Annotated in this window: 11 protein-coding genes and 1 tRNA gene; 6 read left to right on the top strand and 6 right to left on the bottom strand. The window is 66.3% G+C overall.

Features of this window, described 5'->3' with window-relative positions; translation table 11 throughout:
* A partial coding sequence (locus tag EV666_RS12375; protein ID WP_207906404.1) for a porin occupies window positions 1-848 on the bottom strand: 848 nt, incomplete at its 3' end.
* A gap of 590 nt (window positions 849-1,438) precedes the next feature.
* On the opposite strand from EV666_RS12375, the gene EV666_RS12370 reads away from it, so the two are divergent.
* Window positions 1,439-1,879 carry an EamA family transporter gene (locus EV666_RS12370; RefSeq protein ID WP_132008290.1) on the top strand — a complete coding sequence of 147 codons (441 nt, stop codon included), beginning with the start codon at window positions 1,439-1,441 and terminating at the stop codon, window positions 1,877-1,879.
* 92 nt (window positions 1,880-1,971) lie between these two features.
* Here the strand turns inward: EV666_RS12370 and EV666_RS12365 are convergent, their stop codons facing one another.
* The 4 genes from EV666_RS12365 to EV666_RS12350 all read right to left on the bottom strand — a co-directional run bounded on the left by EV666_RS12365 (window position 1,972) and on the right by EV666_RS12350 (window position 6,949).
* Window positions 1,972-2,682 carry an ABC transporter ATP-binding protein gene (locus tag EV666_RS12365; RefSeq protein WP_132008329.1) on the bottom strand — a complete coding sequence of 237 codons (711 nt, stop codon included), beginning with the start codon at window positions 2,680-2,682 and terminating at the stop codon, window positions 1,972-1,974.
* A 41-nt stretch (window positions 2,683-2,723) separates the two neighbouring features.
* Window positions 2,724-4,607, bottom strand: coding sequence for a branched-chain amino acid ABC transporter ATP-binding protein/permease (locus tag EV666_RS12360; protein WP_132008287.1), 1,884 nt, complete (start codon window positions 4,605-4,607; stop codon window positions 2,724-2,726).
* 2 nt (window positions 4,608-4,609) lie between these two features.
* Window positions 4,610-5,488: a branched-chain amino acid ABC transporter permease gene (locus EV666_RS12355; RefSeq protein WP_132008284.1), complete on the bottom strand. Its 879-nt coding sequence runs from the start codon at window positions 5,486-5,488 to the stop codon at window positions 4,610-4,612.
* Window positions 5,489-5,707: 219 nt separating this feature from the next.
* Entirely contained in the window at window positions 5,708-6,949 is a 1,242-nt protein-coding gene (locus EV666_RS12350) for an ABC transporter substrate-binding protein (RefSeq protein ID WP_132008281.1), read from the bottom strand.
* 342 nt (window positions 6,950-7,291) lie between these two features.
* On the opposite strand from EV666_RS12350, the gene EV666_RS12345 reads away from it, so the two are divergent.
* The 5 genes from EV666_RS12345 (at window position 7,292) to EV666_RS12325 (ending at window position 13,692) form a co-directional block, all read left to right on the top strand.
* Window positions 7,292-7,891 carry a TetR/AcrR family transcriptional regulator gene (locus EV666_RS12345; RefSeq protein WP_132008278.1) on the top strand — a complete coding sequence of 200 codons (600 nt, stop codon included), beginning with the start codon at window positions 7,292-7,294 and terminating at the stop codon, window positions 7,889-7,891.
* 106 nt (window positions 7,892-7,997) lie between these two features.
* The gene (locus EV666_RS12340; protein WP_132008275.1) at window positions 7,998-9,617 is read left to right on the top strand and encodes an AMP-binding protein; all 1,620 of its coding nucleotides are present in this window, start codon (window positions 7,998-8,000) and stop codon (window positions 9,615-9,617) included.
* A gap of 130 nt (window positions 9,618-9,747) precedes the next feature.
* Complete coding sequence (locus EV666_RS12335) at window positions 9,748-11,259, top strand: acyl-CoA carboxylase subunit beta (protein WP_165910003.1); 1,512 nt, start codon at window positions 9,748-9,750, stop codon at window positions 11,257-11,259.
* A 184-nt stretch (window positions 11,260-11,443) separates the two neighbouring features.
* Entirely contained in the window at window positions 11,444-12,250 is an 807-nt protein-coding gene (locus EV666_RS12330) for a DUF72 domain-containing protein (protein ID WP_132008269.1), read from the top strand.
* A gap of 410 nt (window positions 12,251-12,660) precedes the next feature.
* Complete coding sequence (locus EV666_RS12325) at window positions 12,661-13,692, top strand: zinc-dependent alcohol dehydrogenase family protein (protein WP_132008266.1); 1,032 nt, start codon at window positions 12,661-12,663, stop codon at window positions 13,690-13,692.
* A 302-nt stretch (window positions 13,693-13,994) separates the two neighbouring features.
* Here the strand turns inward: EV666_RS12325 and EV666_RS12320 are convergent.
* Window positions 13,995-14,086: transfer RNA gene (locus tag EV666_RS12320), tRNA-Ser, on the bottom strand.
* Window positions 14,087-14,488 lie beyond the last annotated feature (402 nt).

Genomic DNA, 14,488 nt, shown 5'->3' with positions numbered 1-14,488 from the left:
TGGTGGGTGGCGACCGACAGCTGGGCGGAGCCCCAACCCTGGTCAACGCGCAGGTTACCGACGAAGTCCGGAACGTTCAGGCGCTGGGAGGCGTCGACATAAGCGTAACCGACGCGCTCGCCGTTGGCGTTGAAGGTCCAGACCGGAGCGGCGAAGGTGCAGCCCACGACCGTGCCGTTGAGGCACAGGCCAGCGTTCGGAACGCCGCCGTTCAGGCCGACGAACGGGCTGGTGACAACAGCGGTGGCCGGGTTGGCTCCGCTGACGCCGCCGAAGAACAGCGGGTTACGACGGAAGGTCGGGTCTTCCATCGAGATCGTGGCGCTGAAGCCGTTGCCGAACTTGGCGGTGTAGGCCAGCAGGTTGGTGGAGGACGCGTTCGAGGTGATCGAGAAGTTCGTCAGCTCGATGTCGGTCTGGTAGAAGTCGTAGAACGACGTGGCGCGACCGGCGGTCAGGCCGGCGAACTGGATGAACGCCTTGTCGATTTCAACGTACTTGTAGGCGCGGTTGTAGGTGTCGACGCCAGTGGCGTTGAAGCCCGACGGGCCGTGGTTGCGCAGGGTGCTCGTGGCGCCGTGCTGCTGGCCGGTGCGGCTGGCGATGTCCATACGGACGAAGGTGCGCAGCGTGCCCCACTGGGTGGCGGTGCGGGCGTCGACCTGGATACGGCCGGCGGCGATGAAGTTGGTCTTGTCAGCCGCAAGGGTGCGGTACTGCGCGAACTGCGTGGCGAACGACACGCGGCCGCCGATGCGGATGCAGGTGTCCGTGCCAGGAATGTAGAAGAAGCCGACGCCGTGCGTCGCGCAAACTTTCACATACTCAACCGGAGCGGACTTCGTCATCGGAAGATCCGCTGCCTGTGCCCCCGCGACGGCCAGGAAACCGGCTGCCGAACCGAGGAGAAGGCTCTTTGCGAGCTTCATGTTAACCTCCAGATTTGAGACCCCATGGGAAGTGAAACGCCAGACCGCCCGACGGACTGTCCGGCTCCCCTCTCATCTCTTCCCTGCAGCGCTTCGCAACGCCAGAAACCCCTGCTGTTACGAAGCGACTGCCTGATCGAAACTTCCCACTGGCGGTCACATTATCGTTGCAGACGGATCGATCAACCGGAACTCAGGCTGCGCTTTCGATCCCGGGGCCTTTTGGGCGTCATTGTGGCGCAAATGACACGACTTTGCTCTCCTCTGGCGCATGTAAAGGTTGGTTATTCATCCCCCGTTAACGTTGCATGGCCGTTCAGAACGATTGTTTTGCAGTTTTTCGATGAATCAGGCGAAGTGATTCAATCTTGTCGAATCCCCGGCAAAATGCGGCGCTATACCAGCGCGCTTTTGCGGTTTGATGACGCCCTGCAGCACAACGGGCGCGGGCGCGACGGAGAAGGCCCCAGACCGGCGCACGGCCGTGGCGCCGACACGGGAAACCAGTCATGCAGACGTTATTTCAGGTCACGTCCTGGCAGTTCTGGGCGCTGCTGTCGGCGGTGTTCGCAGCGCTGACCGCGATCCTCGCCAAGGTCGGCGTCAGTGACATCAACGCCGATCTCGCCACCTTCATTCGCACCGTGGTGATCCTCGCCGTCGCCGCCATACTGGTGACGGCGACAGGACAATGGCGGGCGCCTGGCGGCATCCCGCCCAAAACGTGGGCGTTTCTCGCCCTTTCCGGGATTGCGACGGGCCTGTCGTGGCTGTGCTACTTCCGGGCGCTGAAACTGGGGCCAGCCTCGCAGGTGGCGCCGGTGGACAAGCTGAGCGTCGTTTTCACAACGCTGTTCGCCATCAGCTTCCTGGGCGAGCGCATCTCGGCGAAGGCAGCCCTTGGCATTGTCCTGATCGCCGCCGGGGCGGTGCTCACCACGCTGAAATGAAACCGGACGCCTGCAGAAAATGATTCAGAGATTCACCGTATACCTTTGACAAAAATACATTTATCGGAAAATCACACACCCATGATCTTGCTTCAATGCGCCGCCATATAAGCGGCGCGCAGTTCCTCGCTGGCGGCGATCTGCGCCGCCGGGCCGCTGGCGATCATGCGGCCGTTCTGCAGGACCCACGCCTCACTGGCGATCTCAAGCGCCCGTTCGACCAGTTGCTCGACCAGCAGGATCGTGGTTCCGGCCTGCTGCAACGCCATGATCGCCGCGAACACCTGATCAACCAGCAGCGGCGACAGGCCAAGCGACGGTTCGTCCAGCATCAGCAGCACCGGCTCGCGCATCATGGCCTGGCCGATGGCGAGCATCTGCTGCTGGCCGCCGGAAAGGGCGCCGGCCGGCAGGCGGCGCTTTTCCTCCAGCACCGGAAACAGTTCGAATACCCGCGCCAGCCGGCGTTGATAGCCCGCCGCATCCATTTTCAGGCCATAGACGCCAAGCTCCAGATTGTCGTCGACGCTTTGGGACCTGAACAGCCGACGCCCCTCGGCCACATGCAGCAGCCCTGCCCCGACGATCGCATGCGGTTTGTCTCGGCTGATGGCGCGGCCGTTAAAGACGATCTGGCCGCGCGATGGCGTCAGCAGGCCGGAAATCGCCCGCAACAGGGTGGATTTGCCGGCGCCGTTGCGGCCGACCAAAGCGGCGATGGAGCCGCGCCGCACGGACAGCGTCACCCCCTCCAGCACGCCGACATGGCCGTAGCCCACATCGACATCTTCTACTGACAGCAGCAGGTCGCCAGCCTGGCCGGCGTTTGAAGCCATGGTCATGGTCACGCTCCCTTCGCCGGGACAGGGCGCGGCCGGGCAACCTCGCCCGCCGCCTCATCTGAAAGCTGATCCGACGCCTGTTCGTTCAGCGCCCGCTCGCCCATGTAAGCCGCCATGACGGCGGCGTCGGCGAACACCGCCTGGGGCGCGCCCGAAGCCAGCACGACGCCGCGATCCAGCACCGTCACATGGCTGGCGATGCTGGCGACCAGGTCGAGGTGGTGCTCGACGATGACCACCGTGGCGCCAAGGGCGAGAATGCGCCGGATCAGCTGCTCGAGGCGATCCAGCTCGGTCATCGACAGACCCGCCGCCGGCTCGTCGAGCATGATCAGCCGGGCGCCGCCCATCAGGGCGCGGGCAATTTCCACCAGGCGCTGGTGGCCGTGCGGGGTTTCGCTGGCCAGATCATCCGCCCGGTCGGCGACGCCGACAAAGGCCAACAGCTCCATCGCCTCGGCCCGCAGCCGCTCCGCTTCCGCCATCGCGCCAGGCAGCCGCAACATGGTTCCCGGCAGCGAGGCGCGCTCGCGCCGGAAAGCGCCAAGCAGCACATTGTCCAGCACCGTCAGTTCGCCCAGCAGGCGCGGCGTCTGGAAGGTGCGGCCCAGGCCTTCGCCAGCGATCTGCTGGGGGGAAAGGCCTTTTGTCTCACGCCCGCCCAGCAGCACTGCGCCGGCATCGCGCCGGTAATAGGCGCCAACCACATTCAGCAGCGTGGTCTTGCCGGAGCCGTTGGGGCCGACAATGGCGGCGCAGGTTCCAGGCGCCACCGACAGGTCAACGCCGCCAAGGGCGACGACGCCGCCGAAGCTCTTGCGCAGGTCCTTCACCTCCAGCGAAAGACCGCTGATGGCGGGTCGCTCCACGTGGGCGCCCTGGGGCTGAACAGTCTCAGCCGGCTGCGTCGTCTGCCCGGCCTGCTTCGGTCGCAGGCGGTCGAACAGGCTGCGGGCGGCGCCGACAAGACCATGGGGGGCGAACAGCATCAGCGCCAGCAGCGCCGCGCCGTAGACCATCATGCGCCAGCTTTCCAGGCCAGTGAGCAACTCCGGGACGAGGAAGAACACAAGGGCGCCGACCACCGGCCCCCAGCGCGTGCCAAGGCCGCCGAGCACCACGGTCAGCAGGAAGAAAATGGAGAACTCGGCGGTGAAATCGTCCGGCGTCACCACCGTCTTTTGCACGGCGAAGAAGGCGCCGGCGACGCCGGCGAAGCAGGCGGCGATGACAAAGGCGAGCAGCTTCAGCCGCGCCGGCGAGGCGCCGGCGGCCTGGGCGGCGGCGGGCGCGTCGCGCACGGCGACGAAGCCGCGACCGAAGCGCGAGCGGACGAGATTGTTCACCAGCCAGAAGCCGATGATGGCGATGATCGCCACCAGCCAGTAAACGCCGGCCGGCTCCAGCACATGGCCGAACACGGATGGCGGCTGCACGCCGACGACGCCGGCGAAGCCTTTGGTGAGGCCGCGCCACTCCACGATCATCTTCTCGAACACCTGGGCGAAGGCCAGGGTGATGAAGGCGAAGTACCAGGTGGAGAGGCGGAACGACGGCAGCGCCATCAGCACGCCCATCAACGCCGACAGCGCCACCCCGGCCAGCGCCGCCAGCCAGAACGACCAGCCCTGGTCCACCGTGAGCAGCGCCGTGGCGTAGGCGCCGATGGCGATGAAGGCGCCATGGCCCAGCGACACCTGACCGGCATAGCCGGCGAGCAGGTTCAGGCCGATGGCGGCGATGACATAGACGCCGAGCTGGGTGGCGACGAACAGCGGGTAGCCGTAGGGATCGAGCGCCAGCGGCAGGGCCAGCACGATGACGACCAGCGCCGCCTGGACCAGCAGACCCGCCAGGCCGCGAGATTTTGCAACGGAAGCCGCCATGGTCACACCGTCCTCGCGAAGGGACGGCCGAACAGACCGTGCGGCCAGACCAGCAACACGCACAGCACCAGCAGGAACACCACCGCCTCCTGGTAGCCTGGCGACAGCAGCGCTGCGCCCAGGGCTTCGGTGACGCCAATCAGATAGCCGGCGATCAACGCGCCGCGATTGTTGCCGATGGAGCCGACGGCCGCGGCGGCGAAGCCCTTCAGCAGGAGCGCCGGACCAAGGCCGGTGGAGGCGTAGAGCACCGGCGCGGCGAGCACGCCGGTGAGGCCGGCAAAGGCGCCGCCAAGAAAGAACGACCAGCGGCTGAGGCGCAGCGGATTGACGCCGCGCAACAGCGCCGCCTCCCGGTCTTCAGCCACCGCCAGAACAGCCTTGCCCTGGCGGGTGCGGTAAACCTGCTCGATGGCCAGCACCAATATGACGGTCAGCAGCACCAGAAAAATCTGGTAAGCGCTCACGGTCATGCCGGCGAGGCTGAAGGTGTCCGTGGTCAGCGGCGCCGGCGGGCGCACCACGATCGGATCCGGCCCCCAGATGCGGTTGACGCCATTGGCGATGATCAGCGAGGCGGCCAGGGTGGTGATGACCCAGCCCGTGCCATGCTGCGAGCGGGCCAGCACCGGCGCCACGGCCACCACATCGATCAGCAGCGTCAGCAGGCCAACGCCCAGCAGGGTGACGATCAGCGCCGCGTACCAGGGCCAGCCGAGCACGGTGGCCAGGCTGGCGAAGACCATGGCGCCCAGCATCACCAGTTCGCCCTGGGCGAAATTGAAGACGTTGGTCGGCCGGTAGAGAATGTTGAAGCTGACCGCCACCAGCGCATAAAGGCTGCCCGCGACCAGACCTCTCGCGAGGATGTCGATGTCCATGGATTCAGCACCTGTGCGTTGGGCCCTGTACGCGTTGCCGCGGGCCTCAAGCGTTGCCGCGGGCGCCTGCTTTGCCGCAGGCTCCTGACTTTGCCGCGGGCGCCAGACTTTGCCGCGGGCGCCTGGCGGGGACGGGCTGGCGCGATGACGGCCCGCCGTCCTGACGGCGGCCAGCGAAAGCGCCCCGGGGCCGGTTGGCGTTGCGTCGTGAAGCGGCGGTCAGAGCCCGGGCGCGCGCTCGCGCATGCAGCCCATGGCGCGCTTGTCGACGCCGGAGCTGACCGAGGCCAGGGTGATGTCGGCAAGGGCAATGCCGCTGTGGTTTTCTGGCGTGAACGACACCTTGCCGAGCAGGCCGGGAAAATCCTTCGTGCTGTCGAGGGCCTTTTTGATGTCCGCGACCTCGAAGCTCTTCGTCTGCTCGATGGCGTGCTTCAGCAGATAGACAAAGTCGTAATAGGGGCTGGCGGCGATATTGACTTCATTATTCTTCGCGCCGGGTATTTCAGCCAGCTTTTTAGCGAAGGCTACCTGGCGCTCGCCCGGTTGTTCGGTCGCGTTCCAGGTAAAGGATTTGTAGTAGGTGCCGTAAACGTTCTTCACCGCCTCCGGCGACACCAGTTCAAACAGCGACGGCAGGAACAGGCCGCTGTGGCCGGTGACCGGCGGGAACCAGTTCAGTGATTTCATGGTGTTGAAGATCATCGCCGCGTTGGGGATGTTGGCGATCCAGGCAATCACCCCGTCGACGCCAGCTTTTTGCAGGTTCGACACGTAAGCGGCGAGATCAGGCGCATTGATCGGATAGACCTGAACAGAGGCAGGCTCGACGCCGGCTTTTTTCAGATATTTCACGGTTGAGGCGGTCGCCTGCTCGCCGAAGGCGGTGTTCTCCTGCAGGACGCCGATCTTCTTCAGCCCCTGGTTCTTCAGCATGTAGTCGACGCAGATCTCGGCCTGCTGGTCGGTATTGAACAGCAGCTGGTAATGATAAGGGTAGCGCTTGCCGTCGCCCGCCTCGGCCGCCGCCGCATAGGTCGCCTGGATCATCTTCGCCGCCGTGGTGGCGGCGATGGAGGACAGGGACTGGGACGAGCCGGTAGGCCCGACGACATAGTGAATGCCGGCGCCGCGCAGCTTGCGGACGATGCCAGGCTCCTTCGACGGCAGGGCCTCGTCGTCCTCCTCCACCCGCTCGATCTGGCGGCCGAGAATGCCGCCGGCGGCGTTGATTTCCTCCACCGCCATGACGCCGCCCATGTAGAGCGGGTTGAACGAGGTGACCAGGCGCCCCGTGGTTGGCCGCACCCAGCCGATCCTGAACGGTTCGGCGGCCGCCGCGCCGCCGGCCAGCCCCGCCCCCAGCGCCGAGGCGCCGGCCGTCAGCCCGGCGAGTTGAAGAAAGCTGCGCCGGTCGATGGACCCGGCGGCGGTGAGGATGGTCCGGTCTGCGCGACTCATTGGCGATCCCTCCGAAGCACGACGACGGGTCCTGCCCGGACAATCGCGCCCTCTGGTTTTTTTCTGGAGACGATCCGGCGGCGCCGCGCCCTGTCAGGCCCGCGGGTCCACCGTGGTCGTCCATGGCGTTTCCCGTTGTATCCGGGGGCCTGGCGCGTCCCGCGCCTGCATCCGGCTCCCTGTCGTTATTGGCGGCATGGTAACACTTGCTAGTCAGCCAGCAAGTGTTAGAAACTGGCGTTCGGAAAATTTTTCGGGAACGGAATTCCATTGCATCGCCCGCCTGTTACAGCCAGACCGCCCCGAAGCCGCGCCGAACGTCGCCAGATTTCCGACCGGCGGATGATCGTCGCGGCCATGGGGCTGATCGCGGAAAAAGGCGTCGCGCGCACCACGCTGGCGGATGTGGGCGTCGCCGCCGGCTACAGCCGCGGCCTGCCGGTGGAGCGCTTTGGCAGCAAGCTTGGCCTGCTCAACGCCATGATCGATTCGGCCGACGCCTGGTTCGCCGAACAGGCGCCGATGCAGGTGGGAAGCCTGCGCGGTCTTGCGGCGGTGCGGGCGCGCATCGCCGCCCACGTCGAGGGCGGCCTGAAGAGCCCCATCGGCGCCCGGTTCGTGCACTACATGTATGTGGACGCCGCCTACGGCGTGACCGAGCTGCGCCCGCGCATGCAGGCGCTGATGGGCGCCTTCGCCGCCGGCTTTCAGAAGCATCTGGAGGAGGCGCGCGACGCCGGCGAAATCGCCCCGGACGCGGACTGTGAAAAGCTGGCGGCGGTGATCGTCGCCATGGTGCGCGGCGTGTTCGTCGAATGGGTGCTGACCGAGGGGGCGACCGATCTGCGCGCACTCTCGCCGCTGATGCAGGAGATGGCGACGGCGGCGATCGCCCGCGCGGGCAACGCGGCCAGCCGCTGCAAGGAGACGCCGCGCCCCTGAGCCCCACTTTTTCCGCCGACCAGAATACTGGCGGCGCCTTAACCGGGCCAGCCGCGGGGCGAACCTGCGCCCTGGCCCACAGAAGCATCGTTTGAGGAAACGGACCATGGACATCGCGACCCAGCGGGACCCGGGCAATTGCGTGCTGCGCTATGTGCTCGACCGGCATGCGGACACCCAGCCGGAGCGGACATTCGCCCTGTTCGCCGATGACAGCAGCTGGACATGGGGCGAAACCCGCCAGATCGCCCGGCGCTTCGCCGCCGGCTTCACGGCGCTCGGCGTCTCCCAGGGCGATCACGTGCTGTCGTGGCTGCCCAACGGCCCGCACGCCATCGCCGTGTGGTTCGCGCTGAACTACCTCGGCGCCGTCTATGTGCCCGTCAACATCAGCTATCGCGGCGGCGTGCTGGCCCATGTCATCGCCAATTCCGGCGCGCGACTGATGGTGGCCGACAGCCAGCTGGCGGAACGGCTGGCTGATGTGGATCTGGCCGACCTGAAGACGCTGGTGACCATCGGCGACCGGCCGGTGAATGTTCCTGGCCTCGGAATCCTGCCGGAAACGGCCCTCTCCCGCGCTGAAGGCGAACCCGGCGAACCATCGCGGCCGATCATGCCGTGGGACACCCAGTCGATCATCTACACCTCCGGCACCACGGGGCCATCCAAGGGGGTGCTGTCGTCCTATCGCCACGCCGCCTGCATGTGCGAGGCGCTGGACAATGTCACCCGCGACGACCGGGCCATGGTCAACCTGCCGCTGTTCCATGTGGGCGGAACCAATGCGGTTAACCGCATGCTGCTGAATGGCGGCTCGGTGGCCATTGTCGAGGCGTTCGACACCCGCACCTTCTGGGACACGATCCGCCGCACCGGCTGCACCACCATGACGCTGCTGGGCGCCATGGTGCCGTTCCTGCTGAAGGAGCCGCCCTCCCCGCGCGACCGCGACCACTCCCTGCGCCAGGCGGTGATGGTGCCCCTGAGCGAGGACGCGCCGGAGTTCACCCGCCGCTTCGGCGTCGACATCTACACCGTGTTCAACATGACGGAGATTTCCTGCCCCATCGTCTCGGAGGCCAACCCGACCGTCGCCAAAACCTGCGGCCGCGTGCGCACTGGCTTTCATGCCCGCATCGTTGACGACCATGACGTGGAGGTCGCTGTCGGCGAGGTCGGCGAACTGCTGGTGCGCTCCGACATCCCGTGGGCGCTCAATCACGGCTACAACCGCAACCCCGAGGCGACGGCGAAGGCCTGGCGCAACGGCTGGTTCCACACCGGCGACGCCTTCCGCCGCGACGCCGACGGCAATTATTTCTTCGTCGACCGCAAGAAGGACGCCCTGCGCCGGCGCGGCGAGAACATCTCGTCCTTCGAGGTGGAGTCGGAACTGCTGGCCCATCCGCAGATCCGCGAGGCGGCGGTCATCGGCGTACCGTCCGAATTCGGCGAGGACGAGGTGATGGCGATCATCGCCCCGGTGGAGGGGGCGCAGATCGACATGGAGGAGTTGACCGCGTTCCTGACCCGGCGGCTGCCGCACTTCATGACGCCGCGCTACATCCGCGTGATGTCCGAACTGCCGCGCACGCCGACGCAGAAGGTGGAGAAATACATCCTGCGCGAACAGGGCCTGACCGACGACGCCTGGGACCGGGAGGCCGCCGGCATCCGCCTGAAGCGCGAGAAACTGGGCAGCGCCAGGCTCAACATCGCCTGAACCACGCCAGCCCGGGGGAACCGGGCTTCCGGCCCAGCCCCGGCATGTCATGCGCGAAGCAGCGGCTGTTTCGCCCGAAAACCTCATGGCCGCGCCGCGATCCGGCCGCCATATCCGACGGAGCAACAGTGTGCGTCAGGATCTCGAAAACCTTGTCTCCATGCAGGCCGGACGTCTCGACGACGCCCGCCCCGCCGCGGTCGCCAGACAACGCAAACGCGGCAAATGGACCGTGCGCGAGGCCCTCGCCGCCCTGGCCGACGCGGACAGCTTCACCGAATATGGCGGTCTCGTCCGGCCGGCGATCGACGGCATGGAAGGCGCCGCCGACGGCCTGGTGATGGGCGCGGCCCGGGTCGGCGGACGCGCCGTCGATTTCGTCGGCTATGATTTCACGGTCTATGGCGGAGCGCAGAGCGCCCTCAACCACACCAAGATCACCCGCATGTTCGAACATGCGGAAAAGCGCCGGCTGCCGGTGATCTGCTGGCTGGACGGCGGCGGCGCCCGGCCGCACGACATGCATGTGGTCGCGCGGCCCTCAACGCCCACCTTCGTGGTGTTCGCCCGCCTGTCCGGCCTGGTCCCGACCATCGGCATCGTGCCGGGTCGCGCCTTCGCCGGCCACGCCAACCTCGCCGGCATGTGCGACCTGCTGGTGGCGACGCGCGATTCGGCCATGGGCCTCGCCGGGCCGCCGCTGGTGGAAGCGGCGCTGGGCAAGCGCTTCACGCCGGAGGAAATTGGCCCGGCCGAGGCGCACTGGGCCTCCGGCGTTATCGACGTGCTGGTGGACAATGAAGAAGAGGCGATCGCCGTCGCCAAAAAATATCTGGCCTATTTCGACCCGCCGGGATCGCCATCCGCCGCGCCAGGCAAGGCGCGCGATCAGGCCCCGTTGCGCGACATCGTGCCGGAGAACCCGCGCCGCGCCTACAATGTGCGCAAGGTCATCGAGACTTTGGCCGACGAAGGCAGCGTGCTGGAAATCAAGGCCGGTTACGGCAAGGCGGCGGTGACCTCTTTCATCCGGCTGAACGGCCGGCCGGTCGGGGTCATCGCCAACCAGCCGATGTTCCTGGCCGGGGCCATGGACACGCCCGCCTGCCTGAAGATGGCGCGCTTCGTGCAGATCTGCGACGCCTTCGACATTCCGCTACTGGTGCTGTGCGACACGCCCGGCCTGATGGTGGGGCCGGAGGTCGAGCGCACCGGACTGATGCGCCACAGCGCCCGCGTGCTGACGGCGCTGGCCAACGCCACCATTCCGGTGATGACCGTGGTGATGCGCAAGGCTTATGGCCTTGGCTATTACATCATGGGATCGCGGCCGCTCGATCCGGAAATCCTGCTGGCCTGGCCCACCGCCGAGTACGGCGGCATGGGGCTGGAGGGCGCCGTCACCATCATCCACGGCAAGGAACTCGCGGCCATCGCCGATCCAGCCGAACGGGCGGCGCGCCACGCCGCGCTGACGGCGGAGATGAAGGAAGCCAACACCGCCGTGGAATGCGCGGCGCGCTTCATCTACGACGACGTCATCGATCCCGCCGAAACCCGCGCCATCCTGCTGCGCACGCTGGATAATCTGCCGCCCGCGCCGCCACGCGCCAGCCGCAAGCGGATCATCGAGCCATTTTGAGAACCTGAGCCTGGGCGCCAGGAGGCCAGCCGGCTTCCTGGTCTGTCTCCTTTGATCTATTGGCCCTCCCATCCGTTGGCCTTCCCATCTGTTGGCCTCACGCCAGTTTGAAAGCAGAATCCGGAGCGCAGCGGCGCTGGAATGCGTTACCGTTGCGCACCGGAAACGCGACGGGACCACGACATTGACGGACAAGAAGGCAGGCAGAATCAGGATCGGCGTCGGCGGCTGGACCTACGCGCCGTGGCGGGGCGTGTTCTATCCGGAAAAGCTGCCGCAGAAGCGCGAGCTGGAATATTCCGCCGGACACCTGACCTCCATCGAGATCAACGGCACCTATTACGGCTCACAAAAGCCCGAGAGCTTCGCCAAATGGCGCGATGAAACGCCGGACGGCTTCGTTTTTTCGCTGAAGGCGCCGCGCTTCGCCACCAATCGCCGGGTGCTGGCGGAGGCCGGCGAAACCATCGAACGTTTTTTCGGAAGCGGGGTCACGGAACTGGGCGACAAGCTTGGGCCGGTTAACTGGCAGTTCATGGCCACCAAGAAATTCGACCCGGATGATTTCGAGGCGTTTCTGAAACTGTTGCCACGGACACTTCAGGGGCGCGACCTGCGTCACGTGGTTGAAGTACGCCACGACAGCTTCCGGACACCCGCCTTCACCAGCCTGCTGCGCCAGTACGGCGTGGCCGCCGTGATCGCCGGCGACAGCGAATATCCGCAGATCGCCGATATAACGGCGCCGTTCGTCTACGTCCGAGCCATGGGCACGGACGAGCGCGCCGGCCCCGCCGGATATGACGCCGCCGACCTTGATCGCTGGGCCGAACGCGCCCGCGCGTGGGCGGCGGGCGGCGCGCCAGAGGGGCTGGACTACGTGGAAAAGCCCGAAGCCGGCGACCCTCGCGACGTATTCCTCTATGTCATCAGCGGGCACAAGGTGAGCAACCCGGCCGCTGCCATGGCGCTGATACAGCGGGTGGGATGAGCGCCGGGCGATATACCGCCAGGGCAAGGTGAAATATTGCAGCAACGCCGCCGCCCCGGCGCGGGGAAACCGGTCGTGACCGGACGCTCGCCGTCGCCGAACCTGGCGACGTCGTTTGGCGATATCATCGCCGCGGCCGCGCGTGGGCAATTCACGGACAATCGCGGCGTTTTCCATGACCCGGCGGGGCGCTCGCTGCTGGCGCGGCGCCGGACCGCCAAAGCGTCATGGGCGCAGTCAGGGCAGGCGCATTCAGGGCCGCCATTGCAAGAGCATGGGCGGGCCTGGCTGGCCTGAGCTTTCTTTCTGGATGAAGCGACGGCGTAACGGCCCCTGTTGCATGGCGCAGCCGCTTTCTGCCATCACTGGGGACATTGCGCGGCCAAACAGCGCCGCCCAGGAGGAAATCAATGCGCGCCCTTGAACTGTCCTATCCATGGGGGACATCCAATCTCAGGATTGCCGACCATCCCGACCCGACGCCAGGAGCGGGCCAGGTCACCGTGCGGATGCGGGCGGTTTCACTGAACTTTCGCGACACCCTCATCACGGCCAGGGGCGGCTATGCGAAAGGCAATGAGAGCTCTCCGCCGGTGGTCCCGTTTTCTGATGGCTGCGGTATTGTTGAGGCCGTGGGCGAAGGCGTGACGCGCGTCGCCCCGGGCGACCGCGTCTCGACGCTGTTCTTTCCAAATTGGGTTTCGGGTCACCCGGCGCCAGAAAAAGCGGCTGGAGCGCTTGGCTCGCCAGGGGCGCCAGGCGCCGGGCGTGACCTTGCCCTGTTTCCCGAAAGCGCCGTTTGCCGCGTGCCGGACTATCTCACCGATGTGGAGGTTTCGACCCTTCCGTGCGCGGCGCTCACGGCGTGGCGGGCCATGTTCGTCGACGCCCGGCTTGAGCCTGGCGACACTGTGGTGCTCCAGGGAACCGGCGGCGTCTCCATCTTCGGGCTCCAGTTCGCCCATGCCGCCGGATACCGGACCATTGTCACGTCTTCATCGGATGAGAAGCTGGAGCGCGCCCGGGCGCTCGGCGCGACCCATCTCATCAACTACAGGTCCGAGCCCAACTGGCATCGCCCGGTGCGGGAAGCCACCAACGGCCGGGGCGCCGACTTCATCATGGAGGTTGGCGGCGCGGGAACGCTGATTGAGAGCCTGAAATCCGTGCGCATGGGCGGCCATATAGCGGTCATCGGCGTACTGACGGACGCCAGCGCGCCGCCGGCCACCCTCTCCCCCTCGGTGATGATTGGCACATCGGCAAGGGTTCAGGGCGTTTCGGTCGGATCGCGGGAAATGTTTGAGGCGATGTGCCGCGCCATGACGCTGCATCAAATCCGGCCCGTCATTGATCGCACGCTCCCATGGACAGAGGCGCCCCGGGCGATTGATGAAATGGCGAGCGGGAGCCACTTTGGAAAAATCGTGCTGACGTTCTAAGCGCGCCGACCGACGCGCGCTGAATGGACAGCAATCCACGGAGCGGCGCCAGGCTTCCTGGCGTCGCCCTCACCTCCTGACGTCGCACTGGCCTCCTGGCTACACGGGCCTCCTGGCTGCACGGGCCCCGCGCGGCTGCCCTTTTCACCCGGGAAAATGATCGCCCCGGCCGGATCAATGTCGGTGATCGCACCGTGAATATGTCGGCCCGATCAACGGCGGCTGGCGAAGCAACCCCTTGAAAATCAAGGCTCCCCTGTGATGGGAGGCGGCAACACATTGCTGTATGGGAAAGAGGCAGGTGGCGGAGACGGAGGGATTCGAACCCTCGAAGCCCGTTTCCAGGCTTGCTCATTTAGCAAACGAGTGCCTTCAGCCTCTCGGCCACGTCTCCAGCTGCGGCAAGGGATAGTCACAGACGCGTGGGAGGTCAACGGAAAAGCGGGGACTGGGCTGAAAATCGGTGGGGATATTGCGGAGGGTCGACCGAAACGGTTTCGGAACCCGAGCGCATTGCGGCTGCTGACGGTTTCAAATCGCACTGGCGTTTTCCGTGCGCGCCGTGGGGCCCCAGCGTCTGGCCGGACATGCCGGGCGGGCCGAACCGGCGGTTCATGTCACGCCTGCGACGACCATCGGGCCAGCGCCGTTGGGTTCATAAGGCGGTCGTCTTGCGGAGCACAGCCTTTGACGCAAAAGACTCCCTACCGGCCGCCAGCCGCCGCGCTTTGAGAAAGACGCGCTTGAGACAGGCGCGCGTGAGACAGGCGCGTTTTGGCAGGCAGGCGCGCGTCGT

The organism is Camelimonas lactis (assembly GCF_004342915.1).
In the GTDB taxonomy this organism is placed as follows: Bacteria; Pseudomonadota; Alphaproteobacteria; order Rhizobiales; family Beijerinckiaceae; genus Camelimonas; species Camelimonas lactis.
This window is presented reverse-complemented; position numbering and strand designations above follow the sequence as displayed.